Raw genomic sequence first — 23,969 nt, forward strand, 5'->3', positions numbered from 1 at the left:
CCGCGCCCGCCGACCGGGTCGCCGAGCGGCTGCGCCGGGCCCGGCCCGCGCTCCAGGCCCGGCTGACCGGGCGGCGCACCCTGCGGGTCGGGGTCGGCCCGGCCGCTCCGCCCTCCCCCGCCGCGCTGCGGGCGGCGCTGGTGCAGGCCCGCTACGTCCTGGAGGGCTCGGCCGGGCCGGTCGGCAGCGCCGTCGAACTCGACTCGCTGGCCGGGCTGTTGCGCGGGATCCCGCCGGAGGTGACGGCCGCGTTCCACGCCCGGCTGCTGGCCCCGCTCGCCGCGCACGACCGGGAGAACAGCGTCTCGCTGCTGGGCACCCTGGCGGTCTTCCTGGACCACGACGGCTCCTGGGCGCGGACGGCGGAGTCACTTCATATACATGTCAATACTGTGCACTACCGGATCCGCCGGATCGAGGAGCTGACCGGACGCAACCTGGCCCGCCTCCAGGATCGGCTCGACCTACGGGCGGCGCTGCTGTGCGCGCCGGAGCCGGCCCCGGCGCGGTAGGGGCTGCACAGCGCCACGGGGAAACGGGCGGCCACGGCTACGGAACGTCGTCCGGGCGCAGCCGGGCGCTGACCTCACCCAACCCCTCGGCCAGGGCGGCGAGTTGCTCGCGGGTGAGCACGTCGATCAGCAGCTCGCGGACCAGGGCGACGTGGCCGGGCGCGGCCTGCCGGACCGCCTCGCGGCCCTGGTCGGTGAGTTCGGCCATCACGCCGCGCACGTCGCTGGGGCAGGAACGGCGGCCGACCAGGCCCATCCGCTCCAACTGGGTGACCTGGTAGGTGAGGCCGCTCTTGGAGGTGACCAGCTTCTCGGCCAGTTCGGTCATCCGCAGCGAGCCGGCCGGGGCGGCGGAGAGGTGCACCAGGATCTCGTACTGGGTGTGCGAGAGGCCGGAGTCCTCCTTGAGCTGGCGCTCCAGCCGGCGGTTGAGCAGGTTGCTCGCGACGACGAAGCCCCGCCAGGCGGCCATCTCGTCCTGGTCGAGCCAGCGGGGTTCGTTCGGTGAGGACATGGTGGCAGCCTACTCCTGTTGTTCAAATTCGAACCAAGGTGTACCGTCGAGCCAAGAGGTTCAAAGTTGAACTACCTTGAACGACCTTGAACTGCCTCCGCCGTCCGCCCCCTTCCGAGGAAGTCGCCATGAGCACCGCGGCCCCCGAGCGCATGCCCGCCCTCTATCTCTCCCACGGCGCGCCGCCGCTCGCCGACGACCCGGTCTGGCCCGGCCAGCTCGCCGCCTGGTCCGCCGGCCTGCCCCGGCCCAAGGCGATCCTGATGGTCTCCGCCCACTGGGAGGAGGCCCCGCTCGCGCTCGGCGCCGTCACCACCGTGCCGCTGGTCTACGACTTCTGGGGCTTCCCCGAGCACTACTACCGGGTGCAGTACGCCGCCCCCGGCGCACCGGAGCTCGCCGAACGCGTGCGCAAGCTGCTGCGCGCCCCCGGCACGCCCGTCCAGGACATCCCCGACCGCGGGCTCGACCACGGCGCGTACGTCCCGCTGGTGGAGATGTTCCCCGAGGCGGACGTCCCCGTCCTCCAGGTCTCCCTGCCCACGCTCGACCCGCAGCGGCTGATGGAGATCGGCCGCCGGCTCGCCCCGCTGCGCGACGAGGGCGTGCTGATCGTCGGCAGCGGCTTCTTCACCCACAACCTGCGGGCGCTCAGCAGCGACGGCCGGGTCAGCTCGGTGATGGCCGAGTTCGACGACTGGGGCCGGCGCGCGCTGGCGGCGCACGACCTGGACGCGCTGCTGGACTTCGAGCGGAAGGCCCCGGCCGGGCGGTTGGCCCACCCGCGCACCGAGCACTTCGCGCCGCTGTTCGTCACCCTCGGCGCCGGCGAGGCCGACCTCGACAGCCAGCGCAGCGTGATCGACGGGTTCTGGATGGGGCTCGCCAAGCGGTCGATCCAGCTGGGCTGACGGTCGTACGAAGGCCCGATCGCACGAAGGCCTCAGAGCGCGCAGCAGGAAAGCTCAGAGCGCGCAGCAGGTGAAGCGCTCGCCGATGTGCTCGGGCTGCTCGATCTCGTCCACCAGGGCGACCGCGTAGTCCGGCACCGAGATCCAGCTCCGGCCGGCCGCGCTGGTGAGCAACTGCTCCAGGCCCGTCCGGTAGAGGCCGGTCCGCTCCCCCGGCTCGATCTCGGCGGCCGGGCTGAGCACTGTCCAGCGGACGTCGGAGACCGTCCGGTAGTAGTCCAGCGCCGCGCCGTGCGCGTGCATGATCTGCAGGATCGGCTGCGGCAGCCCCGGGGTGTCCCAGAGCCGCAGGCCCGGCGCGGTCTCCAGGCTGCCCGCCCCGCCGATCGCGATCAGCCGGGGCGCGTCGCCGCCGAGCGCGCGCAGGCCCTCGACCAGCGACCGGGCGGCCGGCTCGATCAGCGCGAGGTGGCCCGGGCCGTCGCCACCGCCGACGGCGCTCACCAGGACGTCGCAGCCGGCCGCGAGCCGGGCCACGTCCGCCGGGTCCAGAACGTCGCCACGTTCGACGGCCGCGGCGCCGCCGTGATACCGGTCCGGGTCGCGGACGACGGCCACGACCTCGTGCCCGCGCGCCACCGCCTCCGTGACGACGGCGCTGCCGATGGTGCCGTTGGCGCCGATAACGGCGATTCTGGCCATGAGGTACCTGCCTGTCCGTTCGGTGGTGGTGTGAGGGGTCCTGACCTTGCGTCAGGCATAGGCGATTATCGGACAACCAGGTGGCTCATCACCGTTGCGACAGTCCGGGCAGCGGCCGGAATTCCGCCCCGACGGCGCCTGCGCGGGGCAGCGGGGTTGGCCGAGGGTGGTTTCGCGCCGTGCGCACGACGCGAAACCACCCTCGCGGCACTGAACGGCCGCCCGCGCAGGACCTCGTGGTCCTGGCGGGCGGCCATGGGTGAGTGGTAGGGCCCGATCGTCAGGCGTCGCCGGTCGCGGCCCGCTCGGCCTGGCTGCGCTCCACGCAGAACTCGTTGCCCTCCGGGTCGGCCAGGGTGACCCAGCCGCGGCCGTCCGGGGTGCGACGGTCCGCCAGCATGGTGGCGCCCAGGGCCAGCAGCCGGTCGACCTCCTCCTCGCGGGGGCCCTGCGGCTGGAGGTCCAGGTGGACGCGGTTCTTCACCGACTTGCCGTCGGGCACCCGGATGAACAGCAGCGCCGCCCCCGCGGACTCCACCAACGCCTCCTCGTCACCCGGGTTGTCGTCCTCGCCCAGGGTGCCGTCCAGCGCCTGCGCCCAGAAGCTCGCGAGAGCGTGCGGGTCCGCGCAATCGATCGTCACATGCCGTACCAGAGAAGCCATGCGCCCTACTCTGACCGGCTCCGTTCGGATCCGTCCAGCCGATTCCGGGAGTGGCGATCCCGGGAGTGGCGGTGGCCGTCGAGCGGGAACTCCGGCGGGAGGGCGGTCAGCACCTCCTGGAACGCGTACCCGCTCTTCTCCGCCACCCGGCAGGAGGCGACGTTGTCGACCTGGTGCAGCAGGTCGATCCGGGCCAGGCCCTCGTCGGCGAACGCGGCGAACGCCCAGGCCGTCAGCGCCTCCACGGCGCGCGGGGCCACGCCCCGGCCGCGGGCCGTGGCGGCCGTCCAGTACCCGACCTCGGCGGCCTCGCCGCCCGGGGTGCCACGCTTGAGCGCGACGTTGGCGACCAGCTCCCCCGCGTCCAGGACGGCGAAGCTGTAGCGGGAGCCCTTCGACCAGCCGCGGTACTGCAGGTCCAGCCAGCGCGCGGCCTCGTCGGCGTCGTCCACCGGAATGCGGGTGAAGCGGCGCAGCGTCTCGTCCCGGTAGATCTCGATCAGCGCGGGCGCGTCCGCGTCCGTGAACGGGCGCAGCAGCAGACCGTCGGCTATCGGGTGGGCGGTGGTGGAGAGGGTCACTGGAGGCCGTCCCAGCCCCAGCGGGGCGTCGGGCCCGGGTCGCCGAGGTCGGTGCCGGCCGGCGAGGCCGAGACGTCCTCGGCGATCTTCGTGCCCCAGTCGAAGTACTCCAGTACCTGCCGGCGCAGCAACTCGTCGTCGGGCAGCTCCTTCTGCACGGCGGCGGTCATCAGCTCCATCCAGCGCAGGCGCTGCTCCTCGGTGATGGCCAGGCCGAGGTGCGAGCGGAGCAGCGACTGGTGTCCGCCGAGGTCGGAGGTGAAGCGGGCCGGGCCGCCGAAGATCTCGGCCAGCCAGACGGCGACGTGCTCGATGTGGGTGGTGGTGAAGTTCGCGAAGACGGGCTCGAGGAGGGGGTCGGCGAGGACGCCCTCGTAGAAGGTGTTGCTGAGCCGGCGCAGCGCGTCGATACCGCCGACGGCTTCGTAGAGACTCTCGGGCCGTTGGTCGCTCACTGGTTCTCCCCGTGGGTGCGGCGGCCCGGGGGTGTCCGGGCCGTACGACGTTCCTGCCGTACGACGTTCCTGCCGTACAACGTTCCTGCCGTCGGCATTCTGCCAATGCTCCGGCCGCGGCGCTTGACCTTGACGCAGGCGGCAGGGTTGGAGGCTGACGGCATGAACACTGTGGAGACAGCGGAGCAGCGGGTCGTCGTCGTCACCGGGGCCGGGACGGGGATCGGGCGGGAGACGGCGCGGGCGTTCGCCGCGCTGGGGGCGCGGGTGGTGGCGGTCGGGCGGCGGCCGGAGCCGCTGGCGGATACGGCTGCCGTCCACCCCGGGCTGATCGAGCCGCTGGTCGCCGACCTCACCGGGGCGGACGCGCCGGAGGCGATCGTCGGGGAGACCCTGGAGCGGTACGGGCGGCTGGACGTGCTGGTCAACAACGCCGGGATCGTCCGCAGCGGGCAGGGCCTCGGCAGCTACGACCGGGAGGGCGTGGAGTCGCTACTGGCGACCAACCTGGTCGCGCCGGTCCTGCTCGGGCAGGCCGCGCTGCCGGCGCTCGCGGCGAGCCGGGGTGTGGTGGTCAACGTCAGCACCGCCGTCGGGCAGCGCGGCTGGCCGTCCAACTCGGTGTACGCGGCGAGCAAGGCCGCGCTGGAGACGGTGACCCGCAGCTGGGCGGTGGAGCTGGCGCCGCGCGGCATCCGGGTGGTGGCGGTGGCGCCCGGGGCGATCGACACCCCGATCGCCGACCACGCCGGGTTCAGCCCCGAGCAGCGGGCGGCCACCCGGAAGTGGCAGATCGAGCACACCCCGCTGGGCCGGATCGGCCGGCCGGAGGAGGTGGCCTGGGCGATCGTGCAACTGGCCGCGCCGCAGGCCTCGTTCGTCACCGGCGTAGTGTTGTCGGTGGACGGGGGTGCGCTCGTTTCGTGAGGCGCCGGGCGGGCGCGGGCGGCGGGGACGGGTGCCGGGCGACGGGGGCGGGTGCCGGGTGAGGGAGCGGGTGGCGGTACGGGTGCGGATCGGTGAGCTGGCGGCACTGACGGGTACGACGGCCCGCGCGCTGCGGCACTACGAGCAGGCCGGGCTGATCACCTCGGACCGAGCGGCCAACGGCTACCGCGAGTACGGCGAGGCAGCGGTCGTGCGGGTGCGCAACATCCGCGCGCTGGTGGCCGCCGGGTTCACCCTGGAGGACGTCCGGCCGCTGCTGGGCTGCTTGGACGGGGACGTCCTGGCCGGACCGCCGTCCCCGCAGGCGCTGCGGATCGCCCGGGAGCGGCTGGCCGTGCTGGAGCACCGGATCGCCGCCCAGACGGAGGCCCGGGACCGGCTGGTCGCGGCCCTCGCGGCGGCGGACACGCAGGAGGACGTGCAGGCGGACGTGTAAGCGGACGTGCAGGCGGGCGGGGTCCGCGCGGACGGGGTCTGCACTGACGGGGTCCGCACTGACGGGGTCCGCACTGACGGGTGACACCCCCGATCGGGGGTGTGCACGGCCCGGCCGGGAGAGGACAGTGGGCGCATGCAGATTCCACTCTCCGTGATGGACTTCCTCGACCGGGCCGAGCTGGTCTACGGCGACCGGGTCGGCATCGTCGACGAGCCGGTGCAGCCGGCCGAATCCTGGGGCGAGCTGAGCTACCGTCGGGTCGCCGAGCTGGCCCGGGCCCAGGCGGCCGGGCTGGACCGGCTCGGCGTCGGGCCGGGCGAGCGGGTCGCGGTCGTGTCGCACAACTCGGCCCGGCTGATGACCTCCCTCTTCGGCGTCAGCGGGTACGGGCGGGTGCTCGTGCCGGTGAACTTCCGGCTGAAGGCGGAGGAGGTCTCGTACATCGTCGAGCAGAGCGGCGCGTCCGTCCTGCTGGTCGACCCCGAACTCGCCGACGCGCTGGGCGGGGTGGTGGCGAAGCACAAGTTCGTGATCGGTGCGGACAGCGACGCCCTGCTGTACGACTTCGACAACTCCCCCCGCCGGTACGCGATCTCCGAGAACGACACCGCCACGATCAACTACACCAGCGGAACCACCGCCCGCCCCAAGGGCGTTCAGCTCACCCACCGCAACATCTGGCTGAACGCGATGACCATGGGCCTGCACTACGGGGCTTGCGACCGGGACGTCTACCTGCACACCTTGCCGATGTTCCACGCCAACGGCTGGGGCCTGCCGTTCACGCTCACCGGCCTGGGCGCCCGGCACATCGTGCTGCGCAAGGTGGACGGCGCGGAGATCCTGCGCCGGATCGAGCGACACGGGGTGACCTTCCTGTGCGGCGCGCCCGCGGTCGTCCAGATGGTGCTGGACGCGGCGGCCGACTGGGACGGCCTGGTGCCCGGACGCGACCGGGTGCGGATGATCGTCGCGGGCGCCCCGCCGCCGACCTCCGTGGTCGAGCGCGTCGAGGCCGAACTGGGCTGGGAGTTCATGCAGCTCTACGGCCTGACGGAGACCTCCCCGGTGGTCACCGTCAACCGCTCGCGCGCCGAGTGGGACGTGCTGCCCGCCACCGAACGGGCCGAGAAGCTGGTGCAGGCCGGCGCCCCGTCGCTCGGCACCCAACTGCGGGTCGACGGGCAGGGCGAGGTGGTGGTGCGCTCCAACACCGTCCTGGACGGCTACTGGCAGCAGCCCGAGGCCACCGCCGAGGCGATCCGGGACGGCTGGTTCCACACCGGGGACGGCGGCACCCTCACCGACGGCTACCTGACCATCTCGGACCGGAAGAAGGACGTCATCATCAGCGGCGGGGAGAACGTCTCCTCGATCGAGGTGGAGGACTGCCTGTACGACCACCCGGCGGTGGCCGAGGCCGCGGTGATCGGCGTGCCGGACGGGAAGTGGGGCGAGACCGTCAAGGCGCTGGTCGTGCTCCGGGAGGGGCGCGGCAACGTCACCGAGGCCGAGCTGATCGCGCACTGCAAGCAGCGGCTGGCCGGCTACAAGTCGCCCACGTCGGTGGAGTTCCGGGAGAGCCTGCCGCGCACCGCCACCGGCAAGCTGCAGAAGTTCCGGCTGCGCGAGCCGTATTGGAGCGGGCGGGACCGGCAGGTTAACTGACCAGGCCCGACTCCCGTGCGGCCAGAGCGAGTTCGGTCCGGTTGCGGACGCCCAGCTTGTGCATGGCGGCCTTCAGGTAGCCCGTCACGGTGTTGCAGGTGAGGCCGAGCCGGGCGGCGATCTCCGGGTTGGTCCGGCCGGTCGCCGCCCAGCGCAGCACCTCGTGCTCGCGCGGGGTCAACGGCGTTGCGGGAACGGCCTTTCGGGGCGGCGGGGGTGGCAGGGGTGGCAGGGGCGTCGCGGTCGGCGGCGACTGGGTTGCCGAGCTGCTCCAGGCCGCCGCGCCGGCGAGCGCCCGGGTGGCCGCCGCGGCGAGCTTGCCGACCGCCGCGATCCGGACGTCCCCGAACGGCACGACGGCGCGCAGCGAGGCGTACACCACGCCGTGCACGGTGCCGCCGTGCAGCAGCGGCACGGTGAGCATCGCGTACAGGTCCTCGGCGGTGACGGCCGCGTCGTAGTGGTGCGAAATGGTCGTCGCCGCACGGTAGTCGGGCACCCAGGTGGGCGCGCGTTCGGCGAGCGCCCGACCGCCGAGGCCGAGGCCGGCCGGGACGGGGAGGTCGTGCAGCAGGTCCGCGCGGGTGCCGGCCCAGTGGCGCAGCACCATGCCCTCGGCGCGCTTGCGGCCCCCGGACCCGGGCAGTTCCTCCGGCACGCCGACCAGGCCGACGTCGGCGCCACAGTCGGCCACCACCCGGCGGGCGAGGTCGCCGAGCACGGCGTCCCGGACCAGCTCGGCGGCGCGCACGGCGACGTTGGGATCGTCCGGGACGTCGGGGTGCGCAGGGGGAACGGGGTCCGCGGCCCTTGTCATCGCGCGATTGTCACATGCGGTGCGGCCGGTGGCGAGAGTCCTGACGTGCGTGTTTCGTGGAACCGCGGGCGCGGCGGCCGGGCGCGGCATAGGGTGCGGCCCGGGATTACCGGCGGGTAACAGGTCCGGTTCGAGACCAATCGAGACCAATCGAGACCGTTCGAAACCGACCAGATCGTTCGAAACCGACGAGACCGTTCGAGACAAGGGGAAGCGATGCCGACGAACCCGAACGCCCCGGAGGACGTCCTGCGCGGCCTGCTGGCCGACCTGCGGGCGGAGAGCGCCGTCCTGGACGCCCTGGTGGCCGAGTTGCCCGCGGCGGAGTGGGCCCGCCCGACGCCCGCCGAGGGCTGGACGATCGCGCACCAGATCGCCCACCTGGCCTGGACCGACGACTGGACCAACTGCTCCGCCCGGGACGGGGATGCCTTCACCGCGGCCATCGGCAGCCACTTCGGCTCCCTCCTCGCGGCCGGCCGGGACCCGGTCGAGGAGGGGGCGGCGGAGGGCTCGACCGAAGAGCCCCACGCCCTCCTCGCCCGCTGGCGAGCCGGCCGGGAAGACGTCCAGGCCGCGCTGGCCGCCGCCCCGGCCGACGTCCGACTGCCGTGGTTCGGCCCGCCGATGAAGCCCACCTCGATGGTCACCGCCCGGCTGATGGAGACCTGGGCGCACGGCCAGGACGTCGCCGACGCGCTCGGGGTGACCCGGGAGCCGTCCGCCCGGCTGCGGCACATCGCCCACCTGGGGCTGCGCACCCTCGGCTTCGCCTTCACCCTGCACGGACGCCCCGCCCCGCAGGACCCCATCCGCCTCGAACTCACCGCCCCCGACGGTACCTTGTGGGCTCTCGGACCGGCCGGGGCGGCCGACCTGGTGAGCGGCCCGGCGCTGGACTTCTGCCTGCTGGTCACCCAGCGCCGCCACCCGGACGACCTCGCCCTCACCGCCACCGGCCCCACCGCGACCGCGTGGCTGCCCATCGCCCAGGTCTTCGCAGGCGCACCCGGCAAGGGGCGGCAGGCGGGCTCCGGTTCGTGAGCCCGCTAGCTAGCGGGCTCAGCGGGCGGGGGCCTCAGTGGGCGGGGCCTCAGCGGGCGGGGGCCTCAGCGGGCGGGGGCCTCAGCGGGCGGGGCCTCAGCGGGCGGGGGCCTTCGTCCAGGCGCTGATGCCGAGCTTGCCGGTGGTGCCGAGGTCGAGGTCGGCGGGGACGGTGACGGTGGGGCGGCCGGGCTGGGGGGCGATGTCGAGGTAGCGGCCGTCGGCTTTCTCGCCCGCCGTCACGGTGTTGCGCCACAGCAGCTTGAACTCGGCGGCCTCCTGCGGCTGGAGCGTCATCGGCGCGGGCGCGGCGTCGAAGCCCTCGACGGTCGCGATGCCCGCCGAGCCGTGCCGGACGCCGATGTCGAGCGGGGCGCGTTCGGCGCTGAGGACTCGCACGCCCGGGTGGCCGTTCAGGGTGTACGGACGGGTGCCGCAGTTGGTGAGTCGGACGGTCATCGCCCGCAGGCCCATCGCGGCGTCCGCCTCCCCGGCGGCCAGCGAGACGCCGCCCGCGGAACAGCCGGGCGTGGGGGTGGGCGTGGCAGTGGGGGTCGGCGCGCCGGGCTGCGGCGAGGCGGTGGGCGCCGGGCCGCCGCCCGCGGCCGTCACGTGCGTGCTGCCGCAGCCGGTCAGGAGCACGGCCGCCGCCAGCGGGACCAGCAGCGGAACCACCTGGCGGAGCGCGCGTATCCGGCGGGTTCCGTGCGGCGGCGGCGTTGCGTTCATGGGGTTGATCATTACACGAACTCTCGGCCCCGTCAGAGCCCGATCCGGAGCGGGGTCAGCCGGGTGGCGATCAGATTGGTGGCGCCGCGGTCGCGTTCGATGTGGCCGTGGACGAGCAGGCCGGCCCGGTCGAGGGCGGTGCGGCGCTGGGACTCCCAGACCGGCCGGTTGCAGATCACGTTGATCAGGCCGGTCTCGTCCTCCAGGCTGAGGAACAGCACCCCGCCGGCCGTCGGCGGCCGCTGCCGGTGGGTGACCAGGCCGCCGACCACCACCGCCGTTCCCGGTGGGACGTCCGGGAGTTGGGCGGCGGAGAACGCGCCGCCGCGTTCCAGGTGGGCGCGCAGGTGCTGGAGCGGGTGGCTGGTGGCGGAGGTGCCGGTGGCCCACAGGTCGGCGATGGTCTCCTCGACCGGGCTCATGCCGGGCAGTGGCGGCGCCTCGGTGCCGGGCGTGGTGCCCGGGATCAGATCCGCCGAGATCCCAGCGAACGCTCCCGCTGACCACAGAGCTTGACGTCTCGTCAGACCGAAGCAGTCGAACGCTCCGGCCGTCGCCAATGCCTCCAACACGGGCGCGGGCAGGCCGGTCCGGCGGGCGAAGTCCTCCAGGTCGGCGTACGGCTGCCCGGCCGCGATCGCCTCGGCCTGCGGGGTGCCGATGCCACGGACGGCCTCCAGCCCGAGCCGGATCGCCGGCTGCGGGCGGCCCGCGGTGAGCGGCGGGGTCGGCGTCGGCCCCCGGTACGGCTCCAGAGTGGGCCGCGCCGCACTGGCGTTGACGTCCACCCCGCGCACCCGGACGCCGTGCCGCCGGGCGTCCGAGACCAGGCTGAGCGGCGAGTAGAAGCCCATCGGCTGGTTGGCCAGCAGGGCACAGGTGAAGGCCGCCGGGAAGTGGTACTTGAGCCAGGCGCTCGCGTACACGAGGTAGGCGAAGCTGATCGCGTGGCTCTCCGGGAAGCCGTAGTTGGAGAACGCCTCGATCTTGCCGTAGACGTCCTCGGCGACCTCCTCGGGGATGCCGCGCTCGGCCATCCCGCTCAGCAGCCGCTCGCGCAGCCGGGCGACCCGCTCGTGGGAGCGCTTGGCGCCCATCGCCTGCCGCAGCCGGTCCGACTCGGCGGGCGTGAACCCGGCGCAGTCGATGGCCAGTTGCATCATCTGCTCCTGGAACAGCGGCACCCCGAGGGTCTTGCCGAGCGCCTTCTCCATCAACGGGTGCGGGCAGCCGGCCGGTTCGACACCAGCCCGGCGGCGCAGGTACGGGTGGACGGAGCCGCCCTGGATCGGGCCGGGCCGGATCAGCGCGACCTCGACCACCAGGTCGTAGAAGTGGTCCGGCTTGAGCCGGGGCAGCGTCGCCATCTGCGCCCGCGACTCGACCTGGAACACGCCGACGGTGTCGGCCCGCCGCAGCATCGCGTAGACGCCCGCGTCGTCGTCCGGGATGGTCGCCAAGTCGTAGCGCAGACCGTGGTGTTCGTTGATCAGGTCGCAGGTGTCGTGCAGCGCGGCGAGCATGCCGAGGCCGAGCAGGTCGATCTTCACCAGCCCGGCGCCGGCCGTGGACTCCTTGTCCCACTGCAGGACGGAACGCCCCGGCATCCGGGCCCACTCGGTCGGGCAGATCTCGCCGATCGGCTCCCTGGTGAGCACCATGCCGCCCGAGTGGATGCCCAAGTGGCGTGGCAGGCCGTGCAGTTGGGTGGCAAGCGAGAGCACGTCGGCGGGGATGACGGCATCCGCGCCGGGCGCCGAGCGGAAGTCGGTCTGCCGGCTGAACGCGTCCACCTGCCCCTGCGGGTAGCCGAGCACCCGGGCGGCGTCACGGATCGCCAGCCGGGGCCGGTAGGTGATCACGTTGGCCACCTGGGCGGCGTGCTCACGGCCGTAGCGGCGGTAGACGTACTGGATGACCTCCTCGCGGCGGCGGTTCTCGATGTCCAGGTCGATGTCGGGCGGCCCGTCCCGGGCGGTGGAGAGGAAGCGCTCGAAGAGCAGCTTGTAGTGGATCGGGTCGACCGCGGTGATCCCGAGGGCGAAGCAGACCGCCGAGTTGGCGGCCGAACCGCGGCCCTGGCACCAGATGTCCTCGCGCCGGCAGAAGTCGACGATGTCGTGCACGATCAGGAAGTAGCCGGCCAGGTCGAGGTCCTCGATGACGTCCAGCTCCCGGGCCAGTTGGCGCCGGGCGGCCGCGTTGCCGGGCCCGAACCGGGCCGGGCCGCCGGCCGCGACCAGGGCGCGCAGGTGGCTGATCTCGGTCTCGCCCTCCGGGACAGGGAAGCCGGGCAGCTCCGGATCCAGCTTGGCGAAGTCGAAGGCGCAGGCCCGGCCGAGCTCGGCGGTGGCCCGCTGCACGCCCGGGAAGCGGGCCAGCCGGCCGGCCATCTCGCGGCCCGAGCGCAGGTGCGCGGTGCCGGCCGCCTGCGTCCAGCCGGCCGCGTCCTGGAGGGTGCGGCGCTCGTGCAGCGCGGCGAGGCTCTGCGCGAGGCGGCCCTGGGCCGGGCCGGCGTGGTGGGCGTTGGTGGAGGCGACGACGGGCAGGCGCAGGCGGGCGGCGAGCGCCGCGAGGGCGTCGTTGCGCCGGTCGTCGCCGGGGAGCCACTGGTCGATCAGCTCGACGTGGACGTTCTCGCGGCCGAACAGCTCGGCGAGGGTGCGGAGTTGGTGCTCGGGGTTGTTGATGGTGTTTGGGGCTGTGGGGGCGCGGCGGTTCGGGGCGGCGGGGACGTGGCGGTTGAGGGCAGCGGGGGTGCGGCTGTTCGGGGCGGCGGGGGTACGGCCGTTGAGGACAGCGGGGACGTGGCTGTTCAGGGCGGCGGGGACGCGGCCGAGGCGGCAGCCGGTGAGCACCGCCCAGTGGCCGCCGTGCGCCGCGGCCAGCGCCTCGACGTCGTACGCCGGGCGGCCCTTCGCGCCACCGGCCAGCTGGGCGGCGGCGATTGCGGCGGAGAGACGGCGGTAGCCGGCGGGGTCGCGGGCGAGGATCAGCAAGTGTTCGACGTTGCCGCTGTCCGGCGAGTGACGGATCGTCAGTTCGGCGCCGAACGCGGTGTCGACGCCCGTCCCCCGGGCCGCCTCGGCGAGCCGGACCGCGCCGTAGAGGCCGTCGTGGTCGGTGATCGCCAGCGTCTCCACGCCCAGCCGGGCCGCCTCGGCGACCAGGTCCTCCGGGTCGCTGGCGCCGTCCAGGAAGCTGAACGCGGAGTGGACGTGCAACTCGGCCCAGGGTTCGCTGCCTTTCTCGGGGGTGGCGGGGCGCGGGGCGTCCTTGTCCCGGGCGGGGCGTGGGGCGTTCCCGTCCCGGGCGGGGCGGTGGAGCGGTACGACGGCGCCCGGGGCGGCGCCGGTCAGACGGCGGTGCAGCTCGCTCCAGGGGAGGGTGGGGTGGCTGGTGAAGCCCATCGGGGGTTGCCTTCGTTCTCGTGCTCTTGCTGCTCCCCCCTGGGTGGCCCCGGGCTTGGGCCCCGGTCCTGAGCCTGGCCGTCAGTCGTAGCCGGCCTCCAGGTACCACGCACCCCCCTCCACCGTGAGCAGCAGCGCCCGGCCGCCGCCCACCGCCACCTGGAACCGCGCCCGGCGGCGGGCGAGCGACTGGTCCCACCAGTACTCGACCGCCGGCCAGGGCCCGGTCCAGCCCTCCACCCGCTCCTCCCGCCCCCGCACCACGACCAGCGCCGGCCGGGCCGACACCCCCGCCCGGCCGTCCACCGTCACCGGCCGCCCGGCCTCGTCCAGCACCCGGACCGGCGCCGGATCCCGCAGCACCACGGTCGGCCACACGTCCCGCAACCGCCCCGGCCAGGGCGCGTCGGCCGGCGCCGCCGCCTCGTACGGCTCGCCCCACGGCACCCTGACCGCCTGCTCGGCCGGGCCACGCCCGCCGGCCGGCTCGATCCGGCGCAGCCCGGCATGCCCGAGCACCGCCTGCACCCGGGCCACCGCGCGCTCCACCCGGTCGTCCGCGACCGCCTGTCCCCACAGCGCCAACTGCCGCCCCTCGTCCGGGGACAGGCCGTCGGGGGCCAGGCGGAGCAGGGTGAAGCCGGTGTCGGGGGTGTCCTGGGTGTCTTGGCCGTCCTGGGCGACCGTGAACGTGCCCGCGCTCTGCCAGGCCTGCAGCTGCCAGCGGACCCGCTCGGCCAGCGCCGTCGCCGACAGCCGGCCCTCGTGCCGCCACAGCCGCGACGCCGTCCGCCCGTCCGCGCACGCCACCTCGACCGCCACCCGCTGGCAGGTCAGCCCTGCCCCGGCCAGCCGCTGATGCAGCCGCTCGGCCAGCGTGCGGGCCACGAACACCAGCGGCTCGGCCAGCGGCTCCGGCGGGTCGAAGCACTGCTCGACGGCGAGGTCCGGCCCCTCCGCACGCGGCACCAGCGGACGCGGCTGCAACCCGCGGGCCAGCCGGTGCGCGACCGTCCCGGCAGGGCCGAACCGGTCCGCGACCGCCGCCGGCGGCAACGCGGCGAACGCCCCGACGGTCGGCAGCCCGAGCCGCCCCAGCAACTCCGCCAACGCCTCGTCCCCCAGCGCGCTCACCGGGTACGGCGCCAGGAACTCCGCCGTCCGCCCGGCGGGCACCAACACCCCGGCCCGCGCAGCCAGCACGGCGGCGAACAGGCCATCGGCCACGCCGACCTGGGCGTGGGGGGTGGTGGGGGTGGTGGGGGTGGTGGGGGTAGTGGGGGTAGTGGGGGTAGTGGGCAGGGCGGCTTCGCCGGGCACGGCTGCGGGCACGGCAGCAGCGGGCACCGCGTCCCCGTCCCGGACGGCGTCCGGGATCGGCTCCTGGGCCAGTGCCGTCGCCACTGCCATCCAAACCTTCGACGCCAGTGCCTCCTCGCCGCCGAAGTAGCGGCCCGGGCCCTTCACCGGGATGGCGCACAGCCCCGGGCGGATCACCTCCACCCTGGGCGTGAACGCCGCCACCGCCGCGACCACCGGTTCGAACCGGCGCGTCTCCGCCTCCGGGTTCCGGTCGCGCAGCTCCAGCGCCGGGCAGAGCCGCTGGGCCAGCTTGAGCCGCTGCCCCTGCCGCACCCCGGCCGCACGGGCACCCGCCGAGCAGGCGAGGATTCGCCCACCCTCGGTCACTGCCACCGGGTCGTCGCCCGTGACCGCCACGACCGGCCAGTCCGGGCACCAGACCACCAGCACACGTGGCGTACCGCCGTCCGCCATGTCACACCACCGCCACCCGCTCGGCGGCCTCGACCGCCTCCCGCACCGGGCGACCGGCCCGCTGCGTGCGTTCGGACGCACCCGCTTCCCCGGCCGACTCCCCGACCGGGCGCGCCACGCCGCTCTCGTCCGGGAGCCAGAGCCGGGCCGTCCGGCCGAGGGCCGCCGAGCCTCGGCCCTCGGCCACCACCTCCACCTGCCGTCCGGTGAGCTGCCCGTACCCGTCGCCCAGCCCGAACCAGCGCCCGGACCGCACGCCCAGCCGCAGCACCGCCCCCGGCCACGGGCCGGCCACCAGCAGCACGCAGCCGCTGCGCCGCAGGACCGCCGCCAGTCGGGCGGCCAGCTTCGGCGGGACCGGCCCGTCCGGGCGCAGCATGATCAGTTCGACGGCCCCGGCCAGCACCGACACCACCTCGGCCCAGTGCGGCCCCGGGTCGTCCGCGACCAGCAGTCGCCGCAGGTCCAGCCCGTATCCCTCGGCCGCGGCCAGCCCCAGGTCCGGCAGTCCGACGGCCGCCGCCCAGCCGCCCTCGGTGTCCTTCACCCCGGCGGCGAGCGCCAGCAGCAGCCCGGTGTCCCCGCCCGCCACCGACACCGCGGTGCCCCGCCGCAGCCCGCCCTCCGGCAGCACCTCCCGCAGTGCGGGCACCACCGGCAGCAGTCCCCGTCCGGCCGCCGGCACCGTCTCGGGCGCAGCGGTCGTCGCCACCGGTCGGAGCGGCGGACGCTCGACGGCGGATTCGAAAAAAGGTTCGAAAACAGGCACAGTCCCAGGATCGAACATTCGTTCGCAAAGATTCAAGTCCGAACCATCCACCCCACCCGTCACGCTCCGTGCTGGTGAAGTCGGCCCGGGGCGCGGTTCCGGTCTTTCGACCGGCCCGTTTCCCCGGAGCCGCTTCCCGGGCCGACTTCACCACGTGCACAAGGCCGGTCGGGCTCGGTAGCCGGCCGGAGCGCCGGTGCCGGGGTCCCGCCGGTGGCGGCGACGGGGCAGACTGCGCGCTTGCTCAGGTCAGGGGTGGTGAAGAGGCCGTCGGAGTAGCCGAGGCTGTGCCCGACGACAGAGTCGGCCGAGTGGCTGCGCGGCGGCGGGCGCGTCCGGGGGCGCCACTGAAGGGCTTGCGACCGTCCGTGACGATCCCTCAGGGAATGGGCCGGTCATCGGGTTCGCCAGACGAAGGCCTCCGTGCTCGGCTGGCGTGCGGAGAAGCGGCCGGACGGGGAGGAGTGCTCCAGCAGGCGGCGCAGGTCGGCCTCGAAGGCGTCGCGGTCGGGGCCGAACAGGTGAGGGGCCGAGAAGGACATCGAGAACACCTCGGCCACCGCGTCGTCGGCCGTGCGGTCCAGCGGCTGCCCGCCGGGGACGACGAGGCGTTCCGGGCCGGTGAAGCCCGCCCGGGTGAGGACGGCGGCCTCGTCGCCGGGGGTGCCGCCCGCCAGGACGCCCCGGCCGGCCCGCCGGACCGGGCCCAGGTAGTGCCGGACCAGTTCGCCGATGGCGGCGTGCGGCACGGCCGGGTGCGGGAGCCCTTCGGTGGAGCGGGACTCGGTCTTCAGGTCCGAGATGTGCACCAGTGCGCCGCCGGGGCGCAGCATGTCCCGGACGGTCGTCGCCACCAGGTCGCGGTCCATCCAGTGGAAGGACTGGCCGAACGTCGCCACGGTGAACGTGCCGAGCCCGGCGGGCAGTTGCTCCGCCCGGGCCTGCACCCACGCGGTCTTCCCGGCCACCCCGGCCGCGGCCGCCGCCCGGCGGGCCGCGGCGATCATGCCGCCGTCCGGGTCCACCCCGACGACCTCGTCGAACAGGTGCACCAACCCCAACGCCAACGTCCCCGGCCCGCAGCCCACATCGAGCAGGCGGCCACGGCCGTCCAGCCACAGCGCCCCGGCCAGCACCGCCGCCAGCCCGGGCGCGTACGGCAGCCTGCCGCGCCCGTAGTAGGCCGCGGTGCCGGCGAACAATGTGTCGTCCCACGTCCAGCCGTCCGTCATGGCCGTTGCGCCGCCCTCCTTGAGAACCCTCAACTGCTGTGATCCTGCCAGGCCTTCAAGGCCAAAAGCGGTGGACAGGCTTCGTACGATCACCAGACTGGGCCCATGACCGCCACCGACCCCAAGGCCGACCTCCGGATCTACCTCCAGGACGCCCGCGACGCCCTGCTCTGGAAGCTCGACGGCCTCTCCGAGTACGACCTCCGCCGCCCCCTCACCGCCACCGGCACCAACCTGCTGGGCCTGGTCAAGCACGTCACCGGCGCCGAAGCCCTCTACTTCGGCGACACCTTCGGACGGCCTTTCGGCGAACCCACCCCGCTCTGGATCACCGGTGACGCCGAGCCGAACGCCGACCTCTGGGCCCGCGCCGACGAGACCACGGCGGACATCGTCGGACGGTACCGCCGGGTCTGGGCCCACGCCGACGCGACGATCGAGGCGCTGCCGCTCGACGCGATCGGGGAGATGCCGTTCGGGCAGCGCTCGAAGCAGACCCTCCACCGGGTCCTGGTCCACATGATCGCCGAAACCCACCGCCACGTCGGCCACGCCGACCTCGTCCGCGAACTCGTCGACGGCACCACCGGCCAACGCCCCGACGGCACCAACACCGCCCCCGGCGACGCCACGTGGTGGGCGGCCCACCGCGCCCGCGTCGAACAGGCTGCCCGGGAGGCCGCCCGAGGTTAGGTGACCTCGGGTCAAGTGAGCTCAGGTCAGGTGAGCTCGGGTCAGGTGACCTCGGCGTCGGGTGCCAGCCGGAGGCCGGCGGTGGCGAGGAAGTCGGCGAGTCCGATGGAGCCGCCGCCGGTGCCGTCGTCCCATTCCACCCAGAGTTCGCGGCCTTCGCCGTCCCAGGTGTGTTGACGTAACCGGTGAGCGGAACCTCCGGCGGGTCGTCGGTGACGGTGACGTGGCCGAACTCCACCATCGAGTAGGGCCGGTGGGGCTCGTCGAGCCTGGGACGGCGAGTTCCTTGTCGTCGGTGTCGTAGGTGTCGACGGTGTCCGGCCCGGCATCCTCATGACGTCGCATCCCCCCACCCTGATCGGGCCCGGGCACCCCCGCAACGGGATTGGACGGGCGGCGCTGCGGCGGCGGCCCGAAGCCTAGACGTGCCGGCGGGCGGTCTCGACGAAGGTGTCGATCGCCTCCCGGCTGGCGTCCCGGCGGGCGACGACGTCCGGTCGGTCGGCCGCGCGGTCGATGGTGCCGATCTTCGTGAAGACGTCGGCCGCGACGGCCAGCAGTTCCCGGTCGTCGGTGATCAGCTGGAGTCGGAACAGGGCGTGCTGGGCGTTGGAGCGGGTCTCGAACGACAGCCTGCGCAGGGCGACTTCGTCGTCGGCGTCGCGGTCCTCGTGCTCGCAGAACCAGTGGTGCAGCATGGCCTGGCGGAATTCGACGAGCAGTCCGGCGTAGGTGCCGTAGACGTCCAGCCGTTCCTGGCGCAGCCGCTCCAGGCGGGTGTTGTGCTCCGTGCGCCGTGCGGAGCGCTGCTGGAAGACGTGTGTCACCGTCGAGCCCAGCAGTGTGCCGAGGACCGCGATGATGCTCGTGACTATGGCGTCCATGGGGGACCATGCAACCAGACGTCCTAGGCTCCCGGGCATGACGACGCAGGGCGTGGAGCTGGCCGTCCGGTGTGACGAGTGCGGGGGGACGGCTGCGCGGTGGGTCGGGCAGTTCGTCCAGGGGCGGGAGTTGTGGTGGGACTCCGAGCTGTCGTGCCCGCACTGCGGGGCGGGCCGGTGTGAGCATGCGGGCCCGGGGCCGGCGCCGGAGGCGGTCCGGGAGGCGCTGCTGACGACGCACGGACCGGCCCGGTTGCGCCCGGCCGCGGGGGCGGTCGGCGCGGTGGCCGCACTGCGGGCGTTCCGCGAGGATCCGGGCGTCTCGCTCGGCCGGGCGCGCGAAGTGCTCAGCGAGTTCCGGGAGTTCGGCCTGACTGGGACGGCCGTCGAGATGGCGCTCCTGCAGCTGCGGTTGCGTGATCACGGCGTCCCGGCGGACATGGCGCCCGGCCCGGGCCGGGCGTACCGGTACGTGGGGCCGCCCGAGTTGTGGCGCCGCGGCGGCGGTCCGGGCGGCCAACTGCTCCGGACGTCGGCCGAGTTCGCCGCCTGGATGGGCGCGCGGACGGCGGCAGAGCTCGCGGAGCCGTTCACCTTCACCGTCGGCCTCGCCGGCTTCCTGCGGCTCGCCCCGCGCCGAAGCGAGCATGTTGACTGCGCGGGCGGCGCGTTGGTGCTGAGTGCCGGGGAGGTCGGGTTCCGCCGGGAGGGCGGCGGCTGGGCGGTGGAGGAGGTCAGCAACCAGTCCACCGGCTACTGCCCGGACGTCGCGTCCTGGCCCGCCGTCGCCGCCGCGCTGGACCGGATCGGGGTGCACCGCCCGGGCGGGTTCACGCATGAGGTGGTGTTCCGCCGCTGTCCGGGGTGCGGACGGAACAACATCGTCCGCGAAGGGCACTTCGTCTGTGTCTTCTGCGACGACGACCTGCCCGCGTACTGGAACGTCGATGGCGGAGTGTCCTAGCGGCCTTCTGCAGACGGGCCCCAGGGGCCGGTACGGGTGTGTCAGCGGTGGCCGCTAGGGTCGGGGGAGGTCAGGGGTCGTTCGGCGAGGGGTGTGGTCGCGTGGGGTACGGGCGGGTGGCGGCCGGGGAGCTGCCGGCAGAGGTGCTGCACGCGGGCAGCCGGGAGTTCCTGGTGCGGGAGGGGCTGCCTGCGGCGGGGGCGTTCCTGGACTTCGGGCGGCTGGGTGCCGGGCCGTTGGAGCCGCTGGACCGGCTGGATCCGCTGCACGGCATACCGGAGGCCGGGCGGCTGTTCGTGCTGGGCGAGACGGAGTACTGCGCGCATTTCGCGAGCTCCGGCAATCCGGTACTGCTGGACGGCGTGACCGGCGAGGTATTCCTGGCCAAGGTGGTCGGCGGCCGGCTGGAGCGGGACGTACTGGCCTCGGACCTGCCCGCGCTGGCCGCGCTGGTGCGGGAGGTCGAGCGGGTGGCCGAGGACGCCCGGCGGCTGGACGCGCGGGACGGGCGGCGCGGGCCGGCCGTCATGGCCGAGGTGATGCTGACGGCCGACCGGCGGTTGCGGGAGCTGGATCCGGGACTGTTCGGCCGGCCGGACGTGCCGCCCGCGCACTGGGGCACGGCGCTGCTGGTGCGGGCGCTGGGCTGGGGTGCGCTGCCGGGCGGTCCGGACGGGCCCGCGTACGAGATCGGCGCGGAGCTGGTGGCGGAGATCGCGACGCTGTCGGACGAGGGCCTGGTGCGCCGCTACCGGCCGGAGGAACTGCCGCCGGGGCTGCGGCACGAGCCGACGCGGCGGCTGCTGACGGAGATCGGCCTGCCGCTGGGCGGGGCGATGTTCGGGGTGTCCGAGGAGCCACTGGTGACCATGGCGGAGGCGTATCCCGAGTACTTCGACGGTGAGGAGGAGCGCCCGTACCAGCGGGACTTCCTGGCGCTCGGGCACTGGCCGACGGACCTGACGATCGCCCTGGACGGGGTGACCGGCCGCCTGGAGCTGCCGGACTGGTACGACGACGGCCACCCGGAGGCCTACCTCAACCGCGACCTGTCGGCCCTGCTCTACGCGCTGTGGACGTACGAACGGCTGCGCGCCGAGTGGGAGCGGTGGGACTACGGGCTGGGCCGCGACACCTGGGCGGTGTTCGACCCGCAGTCGCTGCTGAGCACCGCGGTGGACGGCGTCGTGGAGGCCGTCGACCCGGAGGCGTTCGCCACGCCGGGGCGCTCGTGGCGGCTGCTCGCCGAGGACGGGCACATGGGCGGTCTGCTGGGCTGAGCCGGGGCGCTGCGGAAGGGCTCGGGGGCTGCTTCGGAAAGGCTCGGGGCGGTACGGGCACAAGGCTCGGGGCGGTACGGGCACAAGGCTCGGGGCGGTACGGGCACAAGGCTCGGGGCGGTGCGGACACGAAGGGCGGGCGCCTCGCCGTGCCTTCGACGCGCCCTCGTTGTGCCCTCGTCGGCACGGGCGGAGCCGGGCCGTTCCGGCCTGCCGGCGGCCGGTACGCTGCCCCGGTGACGAACATCCGTACGGCGGCCGCGCGAAGACGGGCGGTCCTGCTCGGGAGCGGCGCCGCGCTCTCGCTCGCGGGCGCGGGCGTGGTGTACGGGGTGCTGTACGTACGGTCGCTGGACTTCGACGAGCGCTGCGAGCGGGGTCTGGTGTCCGGCGGCGGGCAGCTGCTGGAGACGGGCGCCTCGTGGCTGCCGCCGGACGCGTGGTGCCGGTTCGAGGACGGGAGCGTGTCCACCACCCCGTTCTGGGCGCTGCTGCTGTTCTACGCCCTGCTGACCGCCGCCCTCTGGGCGCTGACGGCGCTGGCGCGGGCCCGGAACCCGCAGCCGCGGCCCGGGCTGGACTGGCAGCCGGGGCGGCGCGGGCCGGGCTGGTAGCCGGGGGCGGGGGCGGGGGCGGACTGGTAGCCGGTGCCCGGGACGGCCTGGTAGACGCTGGTAGCCGCCTACTGCTTTGCCGAGGTGACGGGTTCCGCGGCGGACGACGTGAACACCGGGGCGGCCTCGACCTCCGGAAGCCGTCGGCGGCTGCGGATCGGGGACAGGAAGACCGGCAGGAACGCCACCGCGAGGACGCCCCCGCCCAGCCACAACGTGGGCCGCAGGCCGAGGAGTTCGCCGAACAGTCCGGAGAGCGCCGAGCCGATCGCGAGCGCCCCGGTGAGCAGGAAACGGAAGGTGGCGTTCATCCGGCCGAGCAGCGGGTCCGGGGTCATCCGCTGGCGCAGACTGACGCCGAGGACGTTGTCCACGCCGGTCTTGAACGAGACCAGCAGCCAGCCGGCCCCGGCCACGAACAGCCAGGGACCGCCGCCGATCAGCGGCACCAGCAGCCCGGCGGGCGCGATGCACAGGCCCGCCAGCCCGAGCGTGCGGCCGTAGCCGACCCGCACGGCGACCGGGCGGGCGAAGCGCGAGCCGAGTAGGGTGCCGACCCCGCCGGCCGCCCAGAACAGGCCCAACACCCCCTCGGGAAGGTGCAGTTCCCGCACGAACAGCAGCGGGAGCAGGGTGTTGACGAGCTGGAAGCCGAGGTTGTTGAGCGCGGCGGTGACGGCGAGCGCGCGCAGCTCGCGGTTGCCGAGCACGTGCCGCAGCCCTTCGGCTATCTGCGCGCCGAGACCGCTGCCGGGGCCGTCGGCGGCCGGTTCGGGGGCGGGGGTGCGGCGCAGCCCGATCAGGCGCAGCGCCGAACCGAGGTGGCTCAGCGCGGTCACGACGATCGCGAACGGCGCGGTGAGCAGCTGCACCAGCCCGCCGCCCGCGCCGCGTCCGGCAATGTTGCCGACGGCCATCAGGCTCACCACGACGGAGTTCGCCTGCACCAAGTGCTCGCGGCCGACCAGCCTGGGCAGCACGCTCTGCGAGCCGACGTCGAAGAACACCGTCGCGCAGCCGGTAAGCAGCGCGACCGCGTACAGCTGCCAGAGCGTGAGTCCGCCGAGCCACCAGGCGAGCGGGACGGACGCGTACAGCGCGGCCTTGACCAGGTCGGCAACGATCAGCACGCGGCGGTGGCGCATCCGGTCCACCCAGGCGCCGGCGGGCAGGCCGATGACCAGGAAGGCGAGCGTGCTGAGGGTGCCGAGCACGCCGATCTGTCCCGGGCCCGCGTCGAGCGCGGTGACGGCGATGAGCGGGACGGCGACGTAGCCGACGTTGGTGCCGAGTTGGGCGAGGGCGGTGGCGGTGAAGAGGGTGCGGAAGTCGGCCGCTCGCCAGAGGGAGTCGGGGCGCATGGTCCGTTCAGTCGCGTGGGGCCGTGGGGGTGGTGGGGGCCGTGGGGGTGGTGGGAGCTGTGGGGGCTATGGGGACCGGCCGGTCCACCGGGGAGCGGGACGGCTGGCGGTGATGCTTCGTCAGGGAAACGCCGGCGAGCACGACGATCATTCCGGCGATCGCGCGGAACGTCAGCTCCTCGCCGAGGACGAGGGCGCCGAGCGCGGTGGAGACGACGGGCAGCAGGTAGCCGACGGTGGCGGCGCCGGTGGGGCCCTCGGTGGCGATGAGACGGTAGTTGAGGTGGAACGTGAGCCCGGTGCTGGCGATGCCGAGGACGGCGACGGCGGCGAGTCCGAGCGGGTCGGCGCTCGTGAACGAGCCCGTGGCGCCGCCGGCCGGGAGCGCGAGCGTGCTCAGTCCGGCCGCGGCGGTGAGCTGGGCGGCGGAGAGGGCGAGCGGGGCGGTGCCCGTCGCGGTGAGCGCACGGGCCATGTAGGCGTAGGCGATCGCGTAACTGACCGCCGCCCCGAGCAGGGCGAGCGCCCCCGGGCCGGACAGCCCGCCGCCCTCCCGCCACGGGGAGAAGATCAGCAGCACGCCCGCGAAGCCGAGGAGCAGCCCGCCGAAGCGCAGCGGGTCGCGGGCGCGTTCGGTCCCGAGGGCGAGGCCGATCAGCAGCGACCAGAGCGGGGTGGTCGCGTGCAGCACCCCGGCCAGGCCGGAGCCGACGCTGCGCTCGCCGTAGGCGGTGAGGAAGAACGGGAGCGCGTTGCAGAAGAACGCCGCCACCGCGAGCCGCCGCCAGACGCCGCCGCCGCGCGGGAGGCGCTGGCGGGCGGAGCGGGCGAGGAGCAGCAGGACGGCGGCGCCGAGGGCGGCGCGCAGCACGGTGATCTGGACGGGGGTGAGGCCGTGCTGGAGCGCGAGCCTGATCCAGAGGAAGCCCGAGCCCCAGAGCAGGGCGAGGACGGCCATCCGTGGCACGAGCAGGGCTCCTTTCGGCGTATCGGGGTTGCTGG

Annotated in this window: 24 protein-coding genes; 10 read left to right on the plus strand and 14 right to left on the minus strand. The window is 74.4% G+C overall.

All coding sequences use genetic code 11. The features are described 5' to 3' along the window. Positions 1-512 (plus strand): PucR family transcriptional regulator (locus KV557_RS27735; protein WP_256178041.1); only part of this gene is annotated, 512 nt, incomplete at its 5' end. A gap of 37 nt (positions 513-549) precedes the next feature. Here the strand turns inward: KV557_RS27735 and KV557_RS27740 are convergent. Continuing rightward, entirely contained in the window at positions 550-1,026 is a 477-nt protein-coding gene (locus KV557_RS27740; RefSeq protein ID WP_218204246.1) for a MarR family winged helix-turn-helix transcriptional regulator, read from the minus strand. A 128-nt stretch (positions 1,027-1,154) separates the two neighbouring features. Between KV557_RS27740 and KV557_RS27745 the strand changes: the two genes are divergently transcribed. Then, the gene (locus tag KV557_RS27745; protein ID WP_218204247.1) at positions 1,155-1,937 is read left to right on the plus strand and encodes a dioxygenase family protein; all 783 of its coding nucleotides are present in this window, start codon (positions 1,155-1,157) and stop codon (positions 1,935-1,937) included. 54 nt (positions 1,938-1,991) lie between these two features. Here the strand turns inward: KV557_RS27745 and KV557_RS27750 are convergent, their stop codons facing one another. The 4 genes from KV557_RS27750 to KV557_RS27765 form a co-directional block, all read right to left on the minus strand. Beyond that, positions 1,992-2,639, minus strand: coding sequence for an NAD(P)-dependent oxidoreductase (locus tag KV557_RS27750; protein ID WP_218204248.1), 648 nt, complete (start codon positions 2,637-2,639; stop codon positions 1,992-1,994). A 280-nt stretch (positions 2,640-2,919) separates the two neighbouring features. Next, positions 2,920-3,303: a VOC family protein gene (locus KV557_RS27755; protein WP_218204249.1), complete on the minus strand. Its 384-nt coding sequence runs from the start codon at positions 3,301-3,303 to the stop codon at positions 2,920-2,922. Between the two features lie 5 nt (positions 3,304-3,308). Then, entirely contained in the window at positions 3,309-3,884 is a 576-nt protein-coding gene (locus tag KV557_RS27760) for a GNAT family N-acetyltransferase (protein ID WP_308130103.1), read from the minus strand. Further along, a complete protein-coding gene (locus KV557_RS27765) occupies positions 3,881-4,339 on the minus strand; it encodes a group II truncated hemoglobin (RefSeq protein WP_218204250.1) in 459 nt (152 codons plus the stop codon). Before KV557_RS27765 ends, KV557_RS27760 begins: the two co-directional genes overlap by 4 nt. 162 nt (positions 4,340-4,501) lie before the next feature. Here KV557_RS27765 and KV557_RS27770 point away from each other — a divergent pair, with 162 nt between their 5' ends. The 3 genes from KV557_RS27770 (at position 4,502) to KV557_RS27780 (ending at position 7,394) form a co-directional block, all read left to right on the plus strand. Beyond that, entirely contained in the window at positions 4,502-5,266 is a 765-nt protein-coding gene (locus KV557_RS27770; RefSeq protein WP_218204251.1) for an SDR family NAD(P)-dependent oxidoreductase, read from the plus strand. An 82-nt stretch (positions 5,267-5,348) separates the two neighbouring features. Beyond that, entirely contained in the window at positions 5,349-5,723 is a 375-nt protein-coding gene (locus KV557_RS27775; protein WP_218204308.1) for a MerR family transcriptional regulator, read from the plus strand. A gap of 135 nt (positions 5,724-5,858) precedes the next feature. Next, positions 5,859-7,394: an AMP-binding protein gene (locus KV557_RS27780; RefSeq protein WP_218204252.1), complete on the plus strand. Its 1,536-nt coding sequence runs from the start codon at positions 5,859-5,861 to the stop codon at positions 7,392-7,394. Here the strand turns inward: KV557_RS27780 and KV557_RS27785 are convergent. After that, on the minus strand, positions 7,387-8,211 hold the full coding sequence (locus KV557_RS27785) for a helix-turn-helix transcriptional regulator (RefSeq protein ID WP_218204253.1): 825 nt from the start codon (positions 8,209-8,211) through the stop codon (positions 7,387-7,389). The two genes, KV557_RS27780 and KV557_RS27785, sit on opposite strands and share 8 nt — an antisense overlap. A gap of 216 nt (positions 8,212-8,427) precedes the next feature. Here KV557_RS27785 and KV557_RS27790 point away from each other — a divergent pair, with 216 nt between their 5' ends. Then, positions 8,428-9,255, plus strand: a complete 828-nt coding sequence (locus tag KV557_RS27790) for a TIGR03084 family metal-binding protein (protein ID WP_218204254.1) — start codon at positions 8,428-8,430, stop codon at positions 9,253-9,255. Positions 9,256-9,351: 96 nt separating this feature from the next. Here KV557_RS27790 and KV557_RS27795 read toward each other — a convergent pair whose 3' ends face one another. The 5 genes from KV557_RS27795 to KV557_RS27815 form a co-directional block, all read right to left on the minus strand. Continuing rightward, complete coding sequence (locus KV557_RS27795) at positions 9,352-9,984, minus strand: DUF4232 domain-containing protein (RefSeq protein WP_218204255.1); 633 nt, start codon at positions 9,982-9,984, stop codon at positions 9,352-9,354. A gap of 32 nt (positions 9,985-10,016) precedes the next feature. Beyond that, positions 10,017-13,394 carry an error-prone DNA polymerase gene (locus tag KV557_RS27800; protein WP_218204256.1) on the minus strand — a complete coding sequence of 1,126 codons (3,378 nt, stop codon included), beginning with the start codon at positions 13,392-13,394 and terminating at the stop codon, positions 10,017-10,019. A gap of 81 nt (positions 13,395-13,475) precedes the next feature. Next, positions 13,476-15,170, minus strand: coding sequence for a Y-family DNA polymerase (locus KV557_RS27805; RefSeq protein ID WP_218204257.1), 1,695 nt, complete (start codon positions 15,168-15,170; stop codon positions 13,476-13,478). 1 nt (position 15,171) lies between these two features. Further along, on the minus strand, positions 15,172-15,882 hold the full coding sequence (locus tag KV557_RS27810; protein ID WP_256178042.1) for a hypothetical protein: 711 nt from the start codon (positions 15,880-15,882) through the stop codon (positions 15,172-15,174). Positions 15,883-16,334: 452 nt separating this feature from the next. After that, positions 16,335-17,171, minus strand: coding sequence for a class I SAM-dependent methyltransferase (locus tag KV557_RS27815; RefSeq protein WP_218204310.1), 837 nt, complete (start codon positions 17,169-17,171; stop codon positions 16,335-16,337). Between the two features lie 105 nt (positions 17,172-17,276). Between KV557_RS27815 and KV557_RS27820 the strand changes: the two genes are divergently transcribed. Continuing rightward, complete coding sequence (locus KV557_RS27820; RefSeq protein WP_218204258.1) at positions 17,277-17,864, plus strand: DinB family protein; 588 nt, start codon at positions 17,277-17,279, stop codon at positions 17,862-17,864. A 419-nt stretch (positions 17,865-18,283) separates the two neighbouring features. Here the strand turns inward: KV557_RS27820 and KV557_RS27825 are convergent, their stop codons facing one another. Continuing rightward, positions 18,284-18,748, minus strand: a complete 465-nt coding sequence (locus tag KV557_RS27825) for a hypothetical protein (protein WP_218204259.1) — start codon at positions 18,746-18,748, stop codon at positions 18,284-18,286. A gap of 439 nt (positions 18,749-19,187) precedes the next feature. Between KV557_RS27825 and KV557_RS27830 the strand changes: the two genes are divergently transcribed. From KV557_RS27830 to KV557_RS27840, 3 genes are all read left to right on the plus strand, one after another. After that, entirely contained in the window at positions 19,188-19,712 is a 525-nt protein-coding gene (locus KV557_RS27830; protein ID WP_218204311.1) for a hypothetical protein, read from the plus strand. Between the two features lie 101 nt (positions 19,713-19,813). Further along, on the plus strand, positions 19,814-20,992 hold the full coding sequence (locus tag KV557_RS44180; RefSeq protein ID WP_218204260.1) for an SUKH-4 family immunity protein: 1,179 nt from the start codon (positions 19,814-19,816) through the stop codon (positions 20,990-20,992). A gap of 236 nt (positions 20,993-21,228) precedes the next feature. Further along, a complete protein-coding gene (locus KV557_RS27840) occupies positions 21,229-21,606 on the plus strand; it encodes a hypothetical protein (protein WP_218204261.1) in 378 nt (125 codons plus the stop codon). Between the two features lie 68 nt (positions 21,607-21,674). On the opposite strand, the gene KV557_RS27845 is transcribed toward KV557_RS27840, so the two are convergent. Together KV557_RS27845 and KV557_RS27850 are read right to left on the minus strand one after the other, a co-directional pair. Then, positions 21,675-22,967 (minus strand): MFS transporter, encoded by a 1,293-nt coding sequence (locus KV557_RS27845; RefSeq protein WP_218204262.1) that lies wholly within the window; start codon positions 22,965-22,967, stop codon positions 21,675-21,677. Between the two features lie 7 nt (positions 22,968-22,974). Then, entirely contained in the window at positions 22,975-23,925 is a 951-nt protein-coding gene (locus KV557_RS27850; RefSeq protein WP_218204312.1) for a DMT family transporter, read from the minus strand. Positions 23,926-23,969 lie beyond the last annotated feature (44 nt).

It is taken from the genome of Kitasatospora aureofaciens (assembly GCF_019192735.1).
GTDB classification, from domain to species: domain Bacteria; phylum Actinomycetota; class Actinomycetes; order Streptomycetales; family Streptomycetaceae; genus Kitasatospora; species Kitasatospora aureofaciens_A.